Genomic DNA, 20,186 nt, shown 5'->3' with positions numbered 1-20,186 from the left:
ATATTGTATTTTAAAATTTTGCAAGGAGACACTCATGAACAAAGTTAAAAAAAAATTAGGGCTGGTTATTTTTATCTGTTTTATTTTGACAATTTCACAGGCAGTATCTGGAGCTTTTGCCTGTACAGGTCTCTCTCTCACGGGAGAAGATGGAACGGTTATTTACGGACGAACAATGGAATGGGGTGCCTTTGATTTACACACCCAAATCCTCGTTGTCCCCCGAGATACGGAGTTTCAGGGAGAAACTCCGGACGGCATCAATGGTAAACGCTGGAATGCCAGGTACGGGTTCCTCGGTTTTGAACTTTTAGACCGGGCGGTTTCTGATGGAATGAACGAAAAGGGCCTGGCTGCCGGGATGTTCTATCATCAGGGGTTTGCCGAGTATCCGAAGTATTCCCCTGCTCTTTCATCTCAAAGTATGTCCCCTGGTGATGTTCTGCCCTTTATTCTGTCCAGTTTTTCCACTGTCGATGAAGTGCGGGTGGGTATGGAGCAAATACGAGTCGTGTCCGTAAAAGATCCTGCCCTGGGAATGGCTGTATTTCTCCATCTGATGGTTACCGATTCTGATGGGAAAAAACTGGTTATAGAATTTAAAGATGGCAAAACAAAGTTTTTCAATAATCCGGTAGGAGTGATTACCAATAATCCAACCTTTGACTGGCATCTGACCAACCTTCGTAACTATGGCTATCTGTCCAATGAAGCATTTCAAGATAAAAAGTGGGGTGACCTGAAGATTTCTCCTCTGGCAGGCGGTTCTGGTTTACTTGGTGTCCCCGGTGATTTTACCTCCCCTTCAAGGTTTGTGCGCGCGGTTATCTTTGCCCAAACTGCACGTTCTACCTCTGGCGGGATGGACACGGTGCAGGAGTTTTTCAGAATAATGGACAGCTTTGATGTTGGAGCCAAACAGGGAGAAGGCTCTGATCTCTATCAGAATGACAATTTACCAGCTGATACGGTTTGGACCTCCTGTCACGATACAAAAAATATGATTACCTATTACCACACGGCCTACAACCGGCGGTTGCGCAGTATTAATCTCAAAAAAATTGACTTTGGCAAGGCCGGGAAGCGAAGCATCCCGCTGGATACAAAACGTGTTCAAGATATTGAGGATATTACTGAAAAACTGTGATCGCTGTCTCTTTGGGAAAAGAATCAGAGGGAAGGAGTAGACATACTGCGGGAGTACGTTGTAGCCCCCGCAGCATCCTCCGCGCTGAGATCAATTTTATATCCTGTTTATCCTTTCGTGATCGTCCAAAAAAGATGTCCACGCCGTTGTGTTTTCAGGTTAATAAAAAATGTAGTTGATATTAGTGAAAATTCGTGTCCATTCGTGGTTACAAACGACAAAATGAACCACGAATGGACACGGATAAACACGAATTATTACTCATTCGTAATCGTCCAAAAAAAAATGAATAATGAGGCCGTTATGTCTAAGAAAAATGTGCTTTTTGTCTGTGAAATGAACACCTGCAGAAGTCAAATGGCAGCGGGATGGACAAAATATTTCCATCAGGAAACAATCAATGCTTTTTCAGCAGGAATTAAAAAAGGTCTGATTGATCCCCTGGCGATAAAAGTTATGCAGGAAGCTGGTGTTGATATTTCTGCTGAGGAAACCCACGAAGTTAAAGAGTTCCTCCTGAAAGATCTTGATATGGTTGTTACTGTGTGCAGCGCTGCTGCACAGCAATGTCCTGTATTTCCACCTGAAGTGAATGTGTTGCGTCAATCTTTTGATGACCCGCCCGCGTTAGTAGGGCAGGTAGAGAGTGAGGAAGAAAAACTCAAAGTGTACAGACGGGTAAGAGATGAAATAAAGGCGTTTGTTCAGGATTTACCAGGGAAAATGATGTAGTGCTTCTTTAAAGGTACCTTGAAACAGCTTGTATTCCATTCCTCTTTACGGCACAGGAAAAAATTTACGTGAAGAGTGAGGAATTACAGTAAATGAGTGGTGGACGGCAGAGCATATTGTAAAGCAGAGCCCACTACGATTCTTCTTGATTCTCAAAATGATAACAGGTTAAATATTATTTTCTTCTCCACAGCCAGGAAACGTTATATGCAACCGGACAATACAAGGGATCACGTATGAAAAATACACTTCTGACATCTGCCAGCCTCCTGCTGCAGCCTTCCCAGGAAGTTGCCAGCGAATTCGCCGTCAAAAGGGACGAACTCGCTGCACGGGGCAATCAGATCATGGACCAGCGAGCCGACCTCGACAGACTTATCGGCCTGGAAAATCAGCAGATGGCCCGGGACAACAACAAGAACTTCTCCCGGTTCATGCAGGCCCAATTCACGAATTACAATGCCGAGGTTATGGTCGACACGGTCCTGTGGGTCTTTCGGGCCTACCGTTCTCACGGATTCAAAACGACTTACTGGGCCGCCAATCTGAATATCTGGACGGACATGCTCCGCGAGGAACTCTCTCCCCGGGCTTTCGAGGCGGTGTATCCGTTCTATGAATGGTTGATCGTGAACATACCTGTTTTTACCGCATTGTCCGACGAGGCTCTTGCCCATGACTGACAGCAATCTGCAGCCCGAGACAGGTGTTGCTGTTGATGCCCCCCTGATCAGCCCGCACATCTATCATGGATATATGGACGCGTTGCTCCAGGGGAACCGGCGAGCATGTAACCTCGTGGTCAAGGAACTGATCGACCAGGGTCTTTCCCTTAAACTTCTGTATGAAGATCTGTTCAAGGCCAGCCTGTATCATGTGGGGGAGCTCTGGGAACGCAACAAGATCTCTGTGGCACGCGAGCATCTGGCCACATCGGTGACCGAATTTCTGATGACTCAAATCTATCCACTCCTGTTCACTGACCAGCCATCCACTGCCGGCACAGCGGTTATCTCCTGTACGGCCAATGAATTCCATCAGGTGGGCGGTAAAATGGCCGCCGACATATTCGAGTTCAACGGGTGGGACACCCATTTCCTTGGAGCCAATACCCCGATGGACCATCTGATTGCCCATCTGGACGAAACAAAACCCGACCTGCTCGGGCTGTCCCTGAGTATCTACTTCAATCTTCCCGAACTCACCCGAACCATCGAAGCGGTCAGACACCATTACCCCCATCTGGACATTTTCACCGGAGGCCAGGGCTTTCTGCATGGTGGACGGGATGTGCTCAATCACTTTTCATCAACCCGGTACATTCCCCACCTGGACGCTCTGGAAACCGAAATCAAGGTTCATTGACATGCTGAATCCCTGCCATTACCCCGCCACGAATGAGTACCTGAGTCTCAAGGTCCCTGTCGTGTGTATGCTTCTGGATCCCACCGGTAAAATTACTCGTATCAACCGTTTCGCCAGGACGCTCTTTGGTTCCGATATCGTGGGTCGATCGTTCAAGGACATTCTGCTGGATTTTTCCGGGGAATTCGATCTCGAAACCATGCAGGCCGCATGGCAGGATGGCTACATGCAAAGCGTGAACACCCTGGACGGACATCCCAGAACCTTTATTTTTCATTGTTACAAAGGCGAAAAAGAGCTGTTGCTGTTCGGCCATGAAGACAGTGAAGAACAGGCCACACTCAGCCTCGCCCTTGTGGAAGCCAACCAGGAACTGAGTAATCTGACCAGGGAGCTCAACGCCAAAAACAGAGAACTCAAACGGGCTGGCGATAAAATACTCGAACTCACCCGCAAGGATCCCCTGACCAATCTGGCCAATCGTCGCTATTTTACCGAACGTGCCACAGAAGTACTTTCCCTGGCCAAACGCAACCACGAACCCGTCTCACTGCTCATGACAGATATCGACCACTTCAAACGGGTCAACGACCAGTTCGGTCATGATGCCGGCGATCGGGTTCTCAAGGGATATGCCAACCTGATGCAGGAGAACACCCGCAAGGAGGATCTCGTGGTCCGATTCGGCGGCGAGGAATTCATCATCCTTCTTCCCTTTACCGACACAAAATATGCCCTGGATATGGCCGAACGGATACGGACCAGGCTCGAAAGTTCGGATTTTCTCCAAAACGGCTATACAGTGACTGCGAGTTTCGGACTGGCCGTATACAGATCATCAGGCGATATCGAAACAACCATCAAACAAGCCGATACGGCTCTGTACGAGGCCAAAAACACAGGTCGGAACAAGATTGTCGGGCCGTCCACCGACGGAACAAACAAAACCATCGAATAGATGGGCAAAAAGCTGATCTGGTATGACCTGACCAGCAACATCTTTTTTGGCGATGACGAATGAGTAATAATACCATTCCTATTAAGTTGTGACCTTATTTAATGCCCTTTTCACTTTCTATTGGCGAATGTAAAGACAGGGGGACGGGAGACAGAGAAAAGAAAAAGACGGAACAGCGAAAAGCTTTTTGCCAACGAATAAAAGCTCGAAACATGCGAATAAAGGCAAAAAAACTTTAAAAAAGATTTTAAAATTAAACAGAGAATTGCTGTTGTTCTATCTTTACTCGCATTCTCTGGTTAATACAAAATGTAAAAGGTATAATTCGTGTTTATCCGTGTCCATTTGTGACTCCTTTTGCATTTTGTAACCACGAATGGACACGAATTTTCACGAACAGGGACAACGCATTAAACAAAAACGTTTGTATCCGAAGTTAAGCCGTACAATGTACCAAGAGTATTATGAATAAGATTGGTTACCACGGAAAACACGGAAGGACACGGAAAACATCAAGATATATCGTAAAATCCACTGGCAATATTTTTTTTATGTTGAGCGTGCGTAATGAGAGTATCTCAGGGGATCACGCACTTGATTTATCAGTTTGAGCTGAGGGTTTGAAGTGAATTTTGGCTTGTTTTCCATCATAAGCGTGATAGAATCAGATTATATGAAAAAGTCCATATACAGGAGATATTATGGACTTTTTCCAATTAACCCACTGTTATAAAAGACCAATAGGATTGGAATAAGGAGATAAACCCAAATGCCATGGATAAACAAAGAATTGTGTACGGGATGTCAAATATGTGTCGATAACTGTTCTGTTGGGGCAATTTCAATGGAAAAAGACTCTGCTTTTATAAAAGAAGACGAGTGCATACGATGTGGGGTTTGTCACGATGTCTGCCCGGAAGAGGCCGTTCGCCATGACGGAGAACGAATCCCTGAAGAAGTACAAGCTAATTTAGATTGGGCCAAAAAGTTGTTAAAACATGAATATTATTCAAATGATACGATAAAACAAAAACAGCTTATCGAACGTTTACAACGATTTTTTACTAAAAATAAAAAGGTGGTAGAAAAAACCATTGAGAAGCTTGAGATTTTGCAGAATACGGAATACCAGAAGTGATACTCCTCCCGCAAAGCGGGAGGCCTCAAAAAGCCACCTTCAAGGGGGCTTTCACGTGAGGATAGCCCCATAGGGGCTTTGTTAATTCAAAATTTAGCCAAATAATTCTAATACCTAAAGGTCTAATATCCTGATGCCATCCAGCTCCATCTACAATGAACAACGTGTGGTGACCTTCAGGTACATTTTTTAAAAGTTTTCCTGAGCCTCTTCGTCTTGCCTGGGATGTTTGGAGCGACTGCTGATCCATGACAATTCAAGGTAATGAAGGAGTCGATATACTCCAGCCAAACTATAAGTAACGTTCCAGTTATCCTTAATAATATCCTGAATTTCGTAGCCTGTCAGGCGACCACCTTCACGTTGTTTTTGTCTTTCAAGTATGTACTTTTTGAATTCTTCATGTTGATCTTTTGGAAGTTTAAACTTTGCTCCTGTTTTAGGTTGGTCATCTAATCCCGAGATACCATATTTTTTAAATCTTTTATAAGTACGTTTCACAGTGGAAGGACTTGTTTTCAAAGACTTGGCTGTTTGTTCTTGTGTTTTTCCGTCCTTTAAATGAGCAAGAATCAAAAGACGAATACGAGTCCTTGGTTTAGTTTCTCTGTGGGAGAGGTCTACAAAATCGAAATCCTGCAGGTTGTATTTTATTGTTGTCATAAGAAATGTATAATAAATTTGTTGTTTTTGGTCAATACAAAATGTGAATGGTATTACAACAAGCAGAACGGCCGGAAGGAGGTATCTCTGGGGAGACCGGTTCAAGAGCGTGATCGTTCAGGACGGTCGCACCCTGATGAATTGCCTGGCTTACATCGACCTGAATCCCGTTCGAGCAAACATGGTCCAACGCCTCGAAGACTACCGCTGGTCGTCATTGGGATATCATGTCCAGACCAACAACCGGGAGGAGGCTCTGAGCATGGATCCTGGTATGGCCGACTGGGGGATCGAACTTCGGGAACGGTTCCAGAAGTACCGAGAATTCGTCTATGAAACCGGGGCGCTGGATACGAGAAAAGGGGTATGAGCTGACTGCGGCCGACAGGCTTAGATACGGAACCCGTTACTTCACGGATTCGGGCATCATCGGAACAAAGGAATTCGTGGCCAGCCATGCCAAAAAATTTCACGATGAAAAGCAGAGCGGAATCAGGAGGGACAGTAGCCATAAACATAGCTTGCCTGTCCCTATTTTTCCAGTTCCAAATACGTTATCAATCAATTTCCTTCAAATCCAGGCCGATCAATACCTTTTCTCTATCGCTGAAATTCCCTATGATTCTTGCGATCGGTACAGGAAGAAACTTTATTGCCGTGGGTGTGGCTAAAATTTTATCATCTGCAGCTAATTGCGGATTCTCAAGAACATCTATGACCTCAAGAGAATAGTTGCCCAGGGTCTTGATCTCATCATCCAGAATTGCCGTTAAATCTACAAATGCTTTTTTTGCCTTCGCTGTTTGACCTATAACGTAAAGTCGAATCTTATACATATTAGTCCCCTTTTTGGGTCGCTGGCTATTGGATATTGAAAGAATTCCGCAATCTCCATTCCGTAATTCTAATACGCTTCCATGCCTTCAAGGACGCTTCTTGCAACCAAAACAATCTCGTCGGCGCCGACAGGTTTTTTAAGAAGCTCAAAATCCAATCCATCATTCGCAGCCACTTTAAGACCCTCAAAAAACTCTTTATAAAAAGCAGTTACAATGTAAACAGGTGTATCCTTAGATATTTTTCTCAGTTCCCGCAATGTTTCCACACCGTTTAAACCCGGCATCTTAAGGTCAAGAAAGATCAGGTTGTATCTATTGCTCTGCTCCATTTCAATCCCTTTTTCACCTGATTCAGCACCATCCAGTTTATACGGCGTATCTTCAAGGGCCAGAGTAAAAGCTTTTCTTACTGCATTATCATCATCTATCACTAAAATACTTTTATTCATCTTTTTTCCCTCTTTCTTTTTCCAATCGGTAATAAAATCTTGAACTTTGATCCTTTACCCGGCTCGGTTTCAACCATGATCGTTCCTTCGTGAGCCTTTATGATACTATGGGATATGGAAAGGCCCAGTCCTGTTCCAAGGCCGACAGGTTTTGTCGTAAAAAACGGATCATAGATTTTTTCAAGATGTTCAGAAGAAATTCCGCAACCAGTATCCGCAATGGTTAATTGTACAAATTCACCTTCACGGTGTATGTCAACATGAATCTCTTTTTTTATGCTCGTGGCCAGACTGTCCATGGCATTGTTTATAAGATTGAAGATCACCTGCTGGATATTGTTTGCTTTTATCCATATCGCAGGTACTCCATCGGCAATATGATGTGTTAATAAAATATTGTCTTTCTTAATACGATAGGATGATAATTTAAAAATCCGATCAAGTATCTCAGCTAAATCCTCTTTTTGATATTCCTCCTCGCCTTCTGATTCCATGCGTGAAAAGGTTAACAGATTAGTTATAATTTTGCTGCTGCGCTTGCATTCTTGCTCAGCATCTTTAAGCACATTATATTTTCTGTCATCCTTATCCGTGTGCTTGATACAATACTGGACAAAATTAAGTATACTCATCATCGGGTTGTTCAATTCGTGAGCTACCCCTGCAGTCATTGTGCCCACAGCGCTCATTTTCCCTGCCTGGATGAGTTGCGCCTGTGATCCCTTTAAGTCATCTAATAATTTGTTCAATTTCTGCTCAGTCTTCTTCTGCTCTGTAATATCCCGGGCAGAAGTAAATACCCCGGCAACCTGGCCTGCCTCATCACGATAAACAGCAGCATTGTACAGGATGGGCGTGGTATGGCCATCAATGTGCCGGAGATCAAGAGGATAGCCTCGCACAAAACCACTCTTGAGCGCCTGCTCATATCCTGCCCTTGCCTTTTCAGGATCAGTAAAATAGTCTGAAAAATCCGTGCCGAGGAGTTCTTCCCTGGAGCGGCCGATCATAGTCTCTGTTTCTTTATTCACATCCATGATTTTTTCAGCCGGACCGATTGTCACAAGCGCATCCAGGCTCGACTCAATCAGGTTGCGGGCATATACACTCGCCTGCTGCAGCTCTTCTGAGGTGGCATGTATCTCCTCGTTGGTGGCCTCCATCTCCTCGTTGGTGGCCTGCAGCTCCTCTGAAGTGGCCTGCAGCTCCTCGTTGGTGGCCTCCATTTCCTCGTTGGTGGTCTGGAGTTCCTGCTCGCGCTTTTTAACCAGCTGTAACGTTTCCTGAGTATTCTCCAGGGCATCGTAGAAGCGATTGGCGAGGTTGTAACGTTTTTTTTCCACTCCGCGTGACATCCTGGCAATCCCTGGCTCCCACGATCTCAAATCGATACGCTTAATATCCCGCGCTCCCAGGAGGGAATGACTATGCCGGATGTTCCGCCCGGTGCGGACAGGTACACGCCTGCTCTCAGCATCACGATGGCTTGTGGGTATTCCCTTAATCTTGTGCATTCCGCCTGCGTCTCGCGGTGTCTTGATCTTACGCATATAAAACTCCTTTTTTGAGGCATCCCTTATACTGACTGTTCGCGTGAAATTTTTTGAATATTCTTTTTATTTTACATAAAAAAACCGTATTCAGCAGAATACTACAGTACGTCAGTGGTGTCCGGTTAAAATTTTGTGAACTTTTCGCTCCCTGCGATATACTGTCCCATCCCAAACACAATTACTCAAAGTAAAGCTTCGCAAAACTGGAATGTTGCTCTATAACGTGTAAACCAGGAAAATGAAGAATGCCTTTTTTTTATTGAAAACATTGGGTCTGCAAATATCCCAGGGATCAAGCAGCAAGCCTTTCAAAACAAAAATATTCAGTGATTATTGGTATTTAATATTTATTCCTTTAACTACCTCTACAATTTTTCCGGCAATTTCCTTAATATCCAGGATATAATCAACACAATTTGTCTTAATGGCGGCACCGGGCATGCCAAAGTATAGTGAGGTTTTTTCATTCTGAGTTATAATAACCCCGCCTTTCTCCTTTATTTTCCGGCAGCCTGCTGCCCCGTCTTTACCCGTCCCGGTCAGGATGACCCCGATCACACTGGAACCATAGGCTATGGATGCAGAGATAAAAAGTGTATCAGCCGAAGGCCGCACGTAGTTAACCTTTTCCTCACTGCTCAGGACAAGGCTTTCATTTTCGATCCTGATGTGCTTTCCAGGCATAGCAAGGTAAGCCAGTCCTGGCTTCAGAACAGCACCATCCCAGGCCAGACGAACTTGCAAAGATGACATTCGCTCCAGATACTCAGGCAAGTGGGTAAGGCGGTCACTCTGTAGATGTTGAACAATAATTACAGCCGCAGGCAAATCGGCTGGCAAGCCGGATATCACTTTTTCCAATGCCGTAATACCACCTGCCGAAGAAGCAATGACAATAAGTCTTTTGATTGCGGAATCTTTGAATACAGAAGGCTCTTTGGGTACTTTAATCACTCTCTCTTCCTGTTCCATTCTATCCCCGTATTCTGCAATGGAATATTCCGATATAACCTTGCATTTCTATCTACGCAGGAAAACAATCCGTTTAATTCCGCTGCGGGTTGCTCGGCCTTACCAAGAAGAAGAAATCCCCCCTGCTTCAATTCTTTGTGAATGCACTTCAAAACGCGGATCTGTAATGGGAGCATGAAGTAGATCAACACATTGCGGCAGACCACCAGGTCAAAGTCGTGATAAAACGGGTCACTGACCATGTCGTGTGTTTGGAATGTGATCAGTTCCTTGAGTTCCGGCCGCACACTGAAATTATTGCCAGCAGGGATAAAATATTTCTCCACCCATGACGGCCTGATATCTGCGACAGCCTTATTGCTAAATATCCCTTTCATAGCATTCTTCAATGCTCTGGGGTCAATATCTGTGGCCAGGATTGTGATATCCATTTTCTTGATATTTTGTTTTAAAAATTCCATGAGAAGAATGGCAATGGAATATGGTTCTTCACCCGTTGAGCAGCCCATGCTCCAGATGCGGATATTCTTTGCTTCTTTTTTAACCAGCGCTGGTATGACCACCTGTTCCAGTGCCGTAAAAGCGCTTTGATCTCGGAAAAAGCTGGTAACATTTATAGTCAGATCATTGAAAAGCTTATCGTATTCACCCGGGTCTTTGTCCAGAACATCAGCATATTCTTTATAGGTTTTAGAGCTTCGCGCTTTGAGCCGGCGGCCTATGCGCCGGATCAGTGTGTTTCTTCTATACTCTCTAAAGTCGAATCCACGTTTCTGAAATACCCTTTCCATAAGCCATTCCAGCTCGTTAAGGCTTCTGGTTTCATTTATAAGTTTATTTTTTCTCATCATCTCAGTCTCTTTACGTCTAATATCTCCTGCTTAAACTTCAAAATCTGTGCCTCACTAAGATATAGTTTTGCCGTGGCCTTTACGGCAATGATTGCAGGGTCTCTTGAATAATCAGTCTTTCGCCCATCTTCTTCGTTACAGTCAAAAAATTATCCTCCGACAAAGCGAGGAACGAGACGTCGAGATATCAAACATATAGCTCCGGTAAATTTTCTCCTGTGCCTCGAATATGAACGAAATACAAGCTGTTTCAAGGTACCCCACTGTCTTTGAATCCGCCAATACAAAATGTAAATGGTCTCAAACAAGAGGATCGGGTGAATCTGAAGATTTTACACAGGTACAGTCGCGGCCCTTATGTTTTGCTTCATACATGGCAAGGTCCGCGTTTTTGATGATTTCGTCCATGGTTTCGCCGTCAACATACTGTGCCACTCCGAGACTGACAGTGATGGTCAGCTCCTCATATATTTTTGTTTCCCGGATGGCCAGACGGATTCTTTCGGCTGCCTGGTATGCCATGTCAATCGATGTTTCCGGAAGAAGAATAAGAAACTCTTCACCTCCCCAGCGCGCAAAAATATCTATCTCCCGGAGAGTGGCAGAGGTTCGGGCAACAACTTTTTTGAGGACAATATCTCCGACGTCATGCCCCCATGTATCGTTTACCTTTTTAAAGTGATCCAGGTCAAACATGATCATGGAGAATTCCGTATTATACCTGTGGTGTCTGTTGATTTCTCTTGCGACGTGTTCTTCAATTTTCCGTCTGTTCAGAATACCGGTCAACGGATCTCTGGTGGCCAGAAATTCCATTCTGGCAGTCTGTTTCCTGATGATGTGTTTCAGTTGGTTGCTGGTAATGTGCCAGCCTGTAAGAAGAGCAATTTCCAGCAGGATGAGACTGAGGATCGCTATAAGGATGGTATTGCGTGTTCGTGTATGGAAATGGTTCCAGAGGGGTGTTATATTCTCCCAGCAAAGAACCATGCCCGCATCCGGAAGATCGGCATGCAGCGTTCCTCTGTAATCCCGAAGAGAGAAATGGGCAATTTTGTAGTACTGGCCGTCGAGCTCTGCGATGCCATATCCCTGTTTCTCCTCAATGATCTTTTTCTGTTTCGCCAGATCAAAGATGCGCTTTGTCAGAGCCGGAGATTGGGTTGTATCTTCAATGAAAAAAGATTCCAGCCTGTTGTCCTTGTCAAACTTTTTTGCAACACATTCATCCCACATATTTTTTTGGACATGCCCGCTGGACAGGAGGATGGCAAAATTTGTCGACATCTCATTCTGCAGCATTTTTAAAAGCAAAGAAAATGATGTTCCTGCTTCAAGAGCCCCTGTATGTATTTTTTTGTCAGATACTTCGTCGAGTGCAAACATCGGGATGACACCACGTATGCCGGTGTATACCCTTCCTGTCTCAACGCCCATGGTGGGGATGAGCAGTGTGTTGGCGTCAAGAATTGTATAACGGACGTCGTCCATATTGTCGCTGAATTTCAGCGGGCTGTGGACACGTAAAAAGGATGTTGAACCGGGGGCAAAGTGAAAATGAAGCTGTCGGACATCGTAGCGTGTGTGCATGACCTCCCAACTGTGCCTGACAGTGTCATAGAGCGTTCTTCGGATGTCGTTTACCTGGGGTGCATTGTGATCGTTATTATTTCTTTCCAGCGCTGTTTTGGCTTCAAGAAAAAGTTTTTGTATTTCCGGAGTGTTGCCTACATAAGTTGCGATCTGCTGCATGGCTGTCGCTTTTTCTCGAAGGACAATGTTGAAGATGGTTTGCCTGTCTGCTGCCCAGGAATGGACGTTCTTCAGGAGGTCGTTTTTGACCGTATTGTATATCTGCCAGATGAACACAGAATAGGTGCTGAATAAAAGCAGAGACAGGAAGATGAGGACTTTATTGTTTTTCATGAGATCTCGAGTCAAGTGATACGTGCATAATCCACTAATGGGTATCTTGAATAATCGCCCATCTCCTTTGTTGCAGTCAAAAATTTATCCTCCGACAAAGTGAGGAACAAGACGTCGAGATATCAAAAATTGCTCTAATAAATTTTCTCCTGTGCCTCGAATATGAACGAATGCAGGCTGTTTCAAGATACCTGTAATACGTGCAACACCGTAATAGAAAAAAGAGTGAGATTCGGGTATGGTTACGTCACCACAACCTGACCGGAGATTGCCACGCACAGGTAACCAGCATTCGCTGCTAAAAGCTCTCTCTCGTTGAAAGATACCAGATCATGGCCTTTCTTCAAACAGGAAGATCTCAGCTTGAGATAAGGCAGGATAACGTTCTTTCCTGTACATTCTTTTTTGGCCTTGCTGAAAGCAGGCCATCGATTACCCTTTTGGGACCTGTTATGAACTCCAGTCCGAGAGGAAAAATAATGGTCTGCCACAAAGAGAACGATCGCGCTGGCCCTCAGACAAGGGAGTTCTGTTGTTGAATTTGACACTGCTGGAAAACTTCACTGGTAAACGTGTTGCACTTATTACTTGAATTCAGCGTCTCGCTCGTGAGTCGCAGTGCAAAAGACAAAAACTCATTATCCGAAAAGGATAAAAGGATCTCAGATGAACTTACATGATTATTTCAATGGAAAAAAAGGATTTGGCGTAATATCAACATCAAATAAGCAGGGAGAAGTGAACAGTGCCGTTTATGCAAAACCCCATGTTATTGATAAGAAAACCATAGCGTTTATCATGCGGGACAGGCTCACCCGAAAAAATGTTACCGAAAACCCCCAGGCACACTACATGTTTATTGAGAGTGATAAAGGCTTTCATGGGATTCGGCTGAGTTTGACTCTGCTGGAAGAGACTCAGGATCAGGAACGGATAGAAGCCCTGTCAAGGCGATCTCCAGCTGATGACGGTGATGATACGGACAGATTCCTCGTCACCTTCACTGTAACCAGGGCTTTGACGCTCGTCGGTGGAGAGGAAGCTCTGCTGTAAGTATCTGTCACCAGCAGGTCCATAAAAAAATCACCCTTTGTGAGAATCATGGCAGAGGGTGAGCTTTTTTCCTCGATGCACACCACAAAAGATATGCGAGCAGGAATGCCTGCAGCCCAAAAAATACTGAAGTCATGATATTCATCATCTGGCTTACGTTGAATGTGCTATAGAGTTCATCTGCAAAAAGATGACGGTTTATATTACGCAGGATAAAGAATTCGATAAAACCAATAACAATTGCTTTATACTTCATCGGGTTACGGGAAGCCACCCAGGCAAGAGAACCCAGAACAAATGCAAAAGATCCAATTATTCTTGTAAAATAGATATTTGCAGTGCTCCACTCGATGGCTCCGCCATACATTGAAATCGCGGTTTTTTGAAAATCAATCGAAAACATCAGCCCAAAACCAAAAATGAGATGAAAGAGGGCGATGAAAAGAAGGAGTGCTTTGAGATAATTAAGAGCATTCATTTGGCAGGGTCGTAAATTTGTTGTTATGATGTTGATTGCATTCTTTCTGAGAAATCCTTCAACAGAATTTTGAGTATATTTATTTAAAGGCAGGGTAATTATCAACCAGCCGAACGAAGAAAAATAAGGATCTGAAAAATTCATTGTAACCAATTTGGTCTGGCAATGGAACTCTTAATCGGTGGTGCTGCAGACAAGGCATGCCTTGTCTCGGGGTTGGGGACCAACGTATACTGAATACGAAACAATGATAACCCGTTAACATCCCGAAACCAGGAACCTGCAGGTTTTCATTTAAAGAAGAGGGAGGAAGTACGATGGCGAAAAGAGATGATACGATTGTAGAGAAAATTAAAAATCTGCTTGAAAGGCAACCCCTTGCGGTGCTGGCAACCCAGGGGAACGGTCAGCCCTATACAAGTCTTATGGCTTTTGCTTTCACGGAAGATTTACGCTTTATTGTCTTTGCAACGTCTCTTTCTACCCGTAAATACAAGAACATAAAAGGAGACTCCAGAATTGCTCTCCTCGTTGACGACAGATCAAATACTGGAGAGGATTTCCAGAACGCATCAGCTCTTACTCTTTTAGGCGAAGCGTGTGAGGCTGGTTTGGAGGAAAGAGACTATTACAGCGGCTTATATGTAAAGCGACATCCCTCTTTGGAGAGTTTTCTGGCAGCAGAGTCCACTGTCTTTTTTAAAATGAATGTGCAAAAGTATCTGCTGGTCTCAAAGTTTGAGAATGTTGTAGAGTACCAGATAAAAGAGGAAAAAGCTGTGCCAGCCCAATAAAGAAATTTTGCAATCGGCCCCTGTTGGTGATTGCGGCAACTTCCGGTAGATTTTTACCTGCAAATACCCTGTAATCAATCTCTGTCACTGAGGGAACAATGAGACGTGTCAGCACACTGTCAAACCTGATTTTCTGCTCTTTTCTTCTCCTGCCTGCAATTGCCAGCAGCCAGGAAAAGCCGCAACAAAACACAGGCCGACCGCAGACCGGCTGGTCAACTCTTGTACGGGGAGGAGCTGTTTATCAGTTTGACAGTGATCTTGATGATGGGGGCAGTTACAGCAGCAGCAGGGTTAATATTGAGGTTGGCCAAAATTACGCATGGAGCAGAAGAGATACTGCCTCTTTCGTTTTAGGATACAGTTACGATGTGTATGATTTTTCAGATGGAGAATCAGGTGGTATCGCATTTGAATCCCCCTGGGAAGATATCCACACTCTTTCCATAAGCAGCCCTCTGCGAAAGGGTATAGGGGAGAGATGGACTGCTTTTTTGATCCCCTCCCTGCGCTCAACTGGAGAGTCTGGTGCTGATTTCAGTAAAACAATTACAGGGGGAGGCTTGACCGGCGTCTCCTGCAGGTTTGGTGACCGGTTGACCATTGGACCAGGAATTGGAGTTTTCACTCAAATTGAGGATTCTGCCACACTCTTTCCGGTATTGATTATTCATTGGAAAATAACTGACCAGCTCAGTCTTGAGACAGGGAGAGGTCTGGCAGCAACACTGGGGCCAGGATTGACACTGAACTACCTTGCAACCCCCAGCCTCCGTCTTGCTGTGGGAGGCAGATACGAAAAGCTGCGTTTTCGTTTGGATAAGGACGGCAGCGTTGTCAATGGTATCGGTGAGGACTCCTCTTTTCCACTCTTTGCCAGCTGCAGCTGCAACATCAGTCCCCGTGCGGTAATCAGCGTGATGGCTGGGGTAGAAACGGGTGGAAATGTAACGTTGGAAAACAGCCAGGGGCACTCCATTTTAGAAGAATCATACGATTCTGGCATCTTTAGCGGGATCACGTTCAGGGTACGCCTGTAGGAACTTTTGCCTGTAGAAACTTTTGGGTACGCCTGTAGGAACTTTTGCCTGTAGAAACTTTTTTATGGGTACCCTTATGTGTTTCACGTGTTTCGCTGGCCATCCAGTCTTTGGCTTTGTCGTCTTTTGCCTTTCTCCTGTCTCCCGTCCTTCCCGTTTTAATTTCGATGAACTCTTTGTTCTTCAACGTTTTTTTGTTTCCCACGGGATTTTGAGAAGTTACGATCCCTTTAAAAAATTAGACTATTGCGGCGTTTCAGGGGTTTTCGGGAACTGCCGGGGGTAAGTTTAGGCTTGTTTTCCATAATACCTGTGATACTGTCAGCTTGTCCTGCTGTGCGCGCAGACAGGTGCCGCTTGTCTGCGCTGATGCCCCGCCGTTGATCCTCACTCAAACAACGTGATCGTCACGCGCTTCACGCTCTGGCTGACACATCGTGAGCGAAAATTTTTACCTCTGTTCACGACTGGTAACGCGAGTCTACGTTCAGGGTACTGTGAAGAACTTTGTATTTCGTTCATATTCGATGTCCCCCTACAATAAAAACTCCGCTTAACTGTGGATTTTTACCTATTTACTCGAAATAAAAAAGGTGTATTAACTTATGAAATTATTAATTCGAAATCTTGCACGCAGTACCACCGAAGAAGAATTGAGAATCCTCTTTGTCAAATATGGCACCGTACAATCTTGTGATCTGGTACTGGATAAAGACACCGGCGAGTCCAAGGGGTTTGCTTTTATAGAAATGCCAAAGCCGGGAGACGCTAAAGCCGCTGTGAAAAATTTGAATGGTAAGGATATTGCCAGGAGTAAAATTCGTGTTAAAAAAGCTGAAAAGAAGAAAGCATAACGCCTTTAAGCGGTGCAAATATTAAAAAGATGGTATCAAGTATGGATAATAAGCAACCGGAGCAACCAAAGAATCCCTTGCACGGCGTAACTCTACAGGACATTGTAATTCAATTGCAGGAACACTTCGGTTGGGACAATCTGGCTCAAAGAATTAATATAAATTGTTTCAAAAGTGATCCAACAATGAATTCATCTTTAAAGTTTTTACGGAGAACACCGTGGGCCAGGGACAGGGTTGAGCAGTTATATCTGACAACATTTGACAAGAAGGCATCTCGCCGGGGCGGTAAAAAATTCAGGGTATAAAGAGGCCGGGCAGCATATAATACCATTCCTATTAAGTTGTGACCGTACTGAATGCCATTTTCACTTTCTATTGGCGAATTCAAAGGCAGGGGGATGGGAGACAGGAGACAGGAGACAGGGAAAAGCAAAAGACGGAACAGCGAAAAACTTTTTGCCAAAGGAAAGCTCTAAATATGCGAATAAAGGCAAAAAACTTTAAAAAAGATTTTGTATTAACCATAGAATGCAACTGCGTGAACATCTTCTCATCTCTTCCCGCGTGTTCCCCTTATCTCAAATTGAATCCTCGCCATGACAACCAGGCTGAGGTGTCGACGTCTCCCCGGGCACAGGCTGCGTGCCAGCCCTCGGGAACGGGCATGTCTTCATATAATTCTTTCCGCCATGCTTCGAGGAAGCACCGTCGTTTTTTCATGAAATCTGCGGCACAGAGCACGTTACGTCCGGTTTTCTGACGTAACCGGTCCAGCCAGAGAATCCCCTCCTCGCAGCGCAGAAGATGATGATCCAGAATCAGGGTCTCTACGCCGAGAGCCAGTTCCACTGCATGGGCCCACGCCGTGTCCTGCTCTGCAGGAGAGAGCCGGTTCAGATAGAGCGGAGGACCTGATGCCAGCACGATATCCGGATGCCAGGCGAGGATGGTGTCGATGGCTGTCTGATCCAGAAGCTGGATGTCCGAGGCATGGACAAAGGTGGTTCCCGGTTCAGAAATTCGGGTCATCATGACGGTTCCCTGCCTGCTGCCACGAGTGCCGTGAAAGACCGGGAGAGAAAAGCGCATGGGGCCGATGCTCATGCCTGATGCGTCACCAATATCGTGACCTGCGGCCTGTTCCAGATCCTGGCGTCGCTGGAGCATGACGTCGGGGAGATCTTTTTCCCCGGGGGCGTGAAGCTGTACCGTGGCGAGAAAGGGGGCCGCGTCGGTGAGGGAGAGCTGGAAAGGATTGGCTTTTTTGAGAGGAATGTGATCCCCGTGAAAATGACTGATCACGACATCTGTTGCCGTGTGCAGGTTGTGGAGGATGGTGTTTCTGAGCATGCTCCCGGTACGTACCTGAAAGGGGTGGGGAAGCATGCCGTGGCGGAGGTACCCCAGAGCAATGCCCGGGTCAATGAGGATGCGCCGGGCTCCCGTGCATACCAGGCAGGAAAGCCCCCGCACACCCAGAGATTCCGTCGCCAGAATGGAAATATTCATGGTGTTATACCATCTCTGTTAAGTTATACCCCGTTTTGTATCCTGTTTATCCATTCGTGGTTACAAACTACAAAAGCAACTGCGAATGGACACGGATACCCAGAATGGCAAATTGATCTCATTGTAGAAACGTCCGTTGTGCTGGAGACGCCTCAATTGATCGTCTCTACGGAAATCTTCTGCTTTTTCCTGCCTCCCGTCTCCTGCCTCCCTTTTTCTGTCTTCCTTTATTTTTTGCTGCGGCGCATGAAGAGCCAGTAGATGAAGCCTGCCGCAGCAATAGAGGGCATCGACGATCCCAGAGGACTTTTCATGACAGCCAGAATCTGGAAAACGGCGAATCCGCTGACCCATGCCGTAAGTGCCGCCCGGTTGACTCCCTTGAAATACCAGTAGGGGCCGTCTTTTTCGTCCAGCGCCGCAGTGTCCATGGTGCGTTTGTTCAGGATAAAATAGTCGGTGAGAACAATGCCGAGGATGGGAACAAGCATGGCTCCGATGAAGAGGAGAAAGGATTCGTACCGGGCCATGGGAAAGACCAGGGCTACCAGAATGGAGAGAATACCCGCGATCCAGATGGTTGTTTTAGGGCGGATGCGCTCGGAAATATTCAGGGCCGAGCAGGTGGAGGAGTAGAGGTTGGCAAAGTCCGAGGTTATGGTTGAAAAAACCACCAGCAGAAGTGCGGGAACGGCAAGTCCGAGAGATCCCATGGTTTTCAGGATGAGCATACCCGGATCGGTCTCGCCGGTGATGAGAGTGGCGACCAGCCCTAGAATGTACATCCAGGAAGAGATCGTCAAATATCCCCACCAGGTGTTCCAGAAGCAGGTTTTGGTGTTTGTGGAAAACCGTGCATAGTCTGCTACCAGGGGCATGAAGGAAATGGGCATGGCGATGACGAGGTCAAGGCCGCCCATGAAACTCATGGTTTGAGGTGTGTTAATGGCGGCTGCCACCCCGATTTCTTTAAAGGAGACCACTGTCATGAGGCAGACTACGATGAGCAGGCCGATGACCGCCGTGTTCTGCAGGGTCTTCCATGCGGGCTTTTCCGTGAGCAGCGCCCAGAACAGAGTGCCCAGGCCGATGACTACGATCCAGAACCTTTCCGATGACGGCACCGGTGCGAAATGGGCGAGCATGGCTCCGGCGTGCCCGCTGATGATGAGCATGATGGCCGCCCAGCCTACAAGCTGGGTAATGTTTAACAGCGCTGGCAGGACCGAGCCCCGGATGCCAAAAGAGGGGCGCAGCGAGGTCATGGCCATGACCCCGTGGTCAGATCCCGGAATGCCGCAGCCTGCCATAAGGGTGGTGCCGATGACATGCCCGAGGAGAATGGCTATAATTCCCGGGACGAGTCCCATGGGTGCCAGAAACCCTCCTGCCCATATTTCGGCCAGGGAGACGGCTACCCCGGACCAGAGGAGAAAATAGTCTACTCCTTTGAAGGAGCGTTGGGTTACGGGCAGCGTCGTGATGTTCATGAATGAAAGAACCTCTGGAATACAGTAAAATTAATGAGAGAGGATGGCGGGGCGATAATGATGAGCGCATCCGTGAAAGCAAAGGGGACCTTGAAAAACTTCTATTTTGGGGATTTGTCAAAAAAATATTATACCATTTCCGCTTTGTATTGGCGAATTCAAAGGGAGATAGGAGAAAGGGAAAAGCATTTGAGAAATTCCCCCGTAGTGCCAGTGTGACGTGTATCATTTTACGGGCTGTCAGTCAGTGGTGTCCGGTTAGAAAATTGCATGTTTCTTTTTTAACCGTTTTCGTGGTCGTGGACTGCATTTTCGTTTGTGTATTTGCATAGCTGCTGCCTGTTCTGCTGCCTGCTGTCTTGCTTCATTACG

22 protein-coding genes are annotated in these 20,186 nt (G+C 45.9%); 12 read left to right on the top strand and 10 right to left on the bottom strand.

The genetic code is table 11. The features are described 5' to 3' along the window. The first annotated feature begins 34 nt into the window (after window positions 1-34). The 6 genes from JWG39_RS13995 (at window position 35) to JWG39_RS13970 (ending at window position 5,340) form a co-directional block, all read left to right on the top strand. A complete protein-coding gene (locus JWG39_RS13995; RefSeq protein ID WP_205220041.1) occupies window positions 35-1,147 on the top strand; it encodes a linear amide C-N hydrolase in 1,113 nt (370 codons plus the stop codon). A 303-nt stretch (window positions 1,148-1,450) separates the two neighbouring features. Next, window positions 1,451-1,879, top strand: a complete 429-nt coding sequence (locus tag JWG39_RS13990) for an arsenate reductase ArsC (RefSeq protein WP_205220040.1) — start codon at window positions 1,451-1,453, stop codon at window positions 1,877-1,879. Between the two features lie 236 nt (window positions 1,880-2,115). Further along, window positions 2,116-2,562, top strand: coding sequence for a hypothetical protein (locus JWG39_RS13985; protein ID WP_205220039.1), 447 nt, complete (start codon window positions 2,116-2,118; stop codon window positions 2,560-2,562). Further along, a complete protein-coding gene (locus tag JWG39_RS13980) occupies window positions 2,555-3,244 on the top strand; it encodes a cobalamin B12-binding domain-containing protein (protein WP_240192148.1) in 690 nt (229 codons plus the stop codon). The genes JWG39_RS13985 and JWG39_RS13980 overlap by 8 nt, the downstream gene beginning before the upstream one ends. 1 nt (window position 3,245) lies before the next feature. Next, window positions 3,246-4,202 carry a GGDEF domain-containing protein gene (locus JWG39_RS13975; protein ID WP_205220038.1) on the top strand — a complete coding sequence of 319 codons (957 nt, stop codon included), beginning with the start codon at window positions 3,246-3,248 and terminating at the stop codon, window positions 4,200-4,202. 769 nt (window positions 4,203-4,971) lie between these two features. After that, window positions 4,972-5,340, top strand: coding sequence for a DUF362 domain-containing protein (locus JWG39_RS13970; RefSeq protein WP_205220037.1), 369 nt, complete (start codon window positions 4,972-4,974; stop codon window positions 5,338-5,340). Window positions 5,341-5,529: 189 nt separating this feature from the next. Here JWG39_RS13970 and JWG39_RS13965 read toward each other — a convergent pair whose 3' ends face one another. After that, window positions 5,530-6,003, bottom strand: a complete 474-nt coding sequence (locus JWG39_RS13965) for a helix-turn-helix domain-containing protein (RefSeq protein ID WP_205220036.1) — start codon at window positions 6,001-6,003, stop codon at window positions 5,530-5,532. 181 nt (window positions 6,004-6,184) lie between these two features. Between JWG39_RS13965 and JWG39_RS13960 the strand changes: the two genes are divergently transcribed. Next, window positions 6,185-6,373 (top strand): hypothetical protein, encoded by a 189-nt coding sequence (locus tag JWG39_RS13960; protein WP_205220035.1) that lies wholly within the window; start codon window positions 6,185-6,187, stop codon window positions 6,371-6,373. A 187-nt stretch (window positions 6,374-6,560) separates the two neighbouring features. Here the strand turns inward: JWG39_RS13960 and JWG39_RS13955 are convergent, their stop codons facing one another. The 6 genes from JWG39_RS13955 to JWG39_RS13930 form a co-directional block, all read right to left on the bottom strand. Then, window positions 6,561-6,839 carry a circadian clock KaiB family protein gene (locus JWG39_RS13955; protein ID WP_205220034.1) on the bottom strand — a complete coding sequence of 93 codons (279 nt, stop codon included), beginning with the start codon at window positions 6,837-6,839 and terminating at the stop codon, window positions 6,561-6,563. A 68-nt stretch (window positions 6,840-6,907) separates the two neighbouring features. Further along, a complete protein-coding gene (locus JWG39_RS13950; protein WP_205220033.1) occupies window positions 6,908-7,291 on the bottom strand; it encodes a response regulator in 384 nt (127 codons plus the stop codon). After that, window positions 7,288-8,841 (bottom strand): ATP-binding protein, encoded by a 1,554-nt coding sequence (locus JWG39_RS13945; protein ID WP_205220032.1) that lies wholly within the window; start codon window positions 8,839-8,841, stop codon window positions 7,288-7,290. Before JWG39_RS13945 ends, JWG39_RS13950 begins: the two co-directional genes overlap by 4 nt. A 333-nt stretch (window positions 8,842-9,174) precedes the next feature. Beyond that, entirely contained in the window at window positions 9,175-9,816 is a 642-nt protein-coding gene (locus JWG39_RS13940; RefSeq protein ID WP_205220031.1) for a chemotaxis protein CheB, read from the bottom strand. Next, window positions 9,795-10,667: a CheR family methyltransferase gene (locus tag JWG39_RS13935; RefSeq protein WP_205220030.1), complete on the bottom strand. Its 873-nt coding sequence runs from the start codon at window positions 10,665-10,667 to the stop codon at window positions 9,795-9,797. Before JWG39_RS13935 ends, JWG39_RS13940 begins: the two co-directional genes overlap by 22 nt. 300 nt (window positions 10,668-10,967) lie before the next feature. After that, on the bottom strand, window positions 10,968-12,593 hold the full coding sequence (locus JWG39_RS13930; RefSeq protein ID WP_205220029.1) for a sensor domain-containing diguanylate cyclase: 1,626 nt from the start codon (window positions 12,591-12,593) through the stop codon (window positions 10,968-10,970). A 666-nt stretch (window positions 12,594-13,259) separates the two neighbouring features. Here JWG39_RS13930 and JWG39_RS13925 point away from each other — a divergent pair. After that, entirely contained in the window at window positions 13,260-13,646 is a 387-nt protein-coding gene (locus JWG39_RS13925) for a pyridoxamine 5'-phosphate oxidase family protein (protein WP_205220028.1), read from the top strand. 46 nt (window positions 13,647-13,692) lie between these two features. On the opposite strand, the gene JWG39_RS13920 is transcribed toward JWG39_RS13925, so the two are convergent. Continuing rightward, a complete protein-coding gene (locus tag JWG39_RS13920; protein WP_205220027.1) occupies window positions 13,693-14,124 on the bottom strand; it encodes a hypothetical protein in 432 nt (143 codons plus the stop codon). A 317-nt stretch (window positions 14,125-14,441) separates the two neighbouring features. On the opposite strand from JWG39_RS13920, the gene JWG39_RS13915 reads away from it, so the two are divergent. The 4 genes from JWG39_RS13915 (at window position 14,442) to JWG39_RS13900 (ending at window position 17,120) form a co-directional block, all read left to right on the top strand. Next, window positions 14,442-14,918 (top strand): pyridoxamine 5'-phosphate oxidase family protein, encoded by a 477-nt coding sequence (locus tag JWG39_RS13915; RefSeq protein WP_205220026.1) that lies wholly within the window; start codon window positions 14,442-14,444, stop codon window positions 14,916-14,918. Between the two features lie 98 nt (window positions 14,919-15,016). Next, a complete protein-coding gene (locus JWG39_RS13910; RefSeq protein WP_205220025.1) occupies window positions 15,017-15,958 on the top strand; it encodes a hypothetical protein in 942 nt (313 codons plus the stop codon). A gap of 605 nt (window positions 15,959-16,563) precedes the next feature. Beyond that, the gene (locus JWG39_RS13905) at window positions 16,564-16,812 is read left to right on the top strand and encodes an RNA recognition motif domain-containing protein (RefSeq protein ID WP_205220024.1); all 249 of its coding nucleotides are present in this window, start codon (window positions 16,564-16,566) and stop codon (window positions 16,810-16,812) included. 41 nt (window positions 16,813-16,853) lie between these two features. Continuing rightward, window positions 16,854-17,120, top strand: coding sequence for a VF530 family protein (locus JWG39_RS13900; protein ID WP_205220023.1), 267 nt, complete (start codon window positions 16,854-16,856; stop codon window positions 17,118-17,120). 268 nt (window positions 17,121-17,388) lie between these two features. Here JWG39_RS13900 and JWG39_RS13895 read toward each other — a convergent pair whose 3' ends face one another. Further along, window positions 17,389-18,324, bottom strand: a complete 936-nt coding sequence (locus JWG39_RS13895) for an MBL fold metallo-hydrolase (protein WP_205220022.1) — start codon at window positions 18,322-18,324, stop codon at window positions 17,389-17,391. A gap of 227 nt (window positions 18,325-18,551) precedes the next feature. Next, window positions 18,552-19,814 (bottom strand): putative hydroxymethylpyrimidine transporter CytX, encoded by a 1,263-nt coding sequence (gene cytX, locus JWG39_RS13890; RefSeq protein ID WP_205220021.1) that lies wholly within the window; start codon window positions 19,812-19,814, stop codon window positions 18,552-18,554. Window positions 19,815-20,186: the final 372 nt, after the last annotated feature.

Source organism: Desulforhopalus vacuolatus (assembly GCF_016918505.1).
Taxonomy (GTDB): domain Bacteria; phylum Desulfobacterota; class Desulfobulbia; order Desulfobulbales; family Desulfocapsaceae; genus Desulforhopalus; species Desulforhopalus vacuolatus.
Note: the sequence above shows the minus strand (reverse complement) of the source record. Positions and strands in the feature narration are given on the sequence as shown.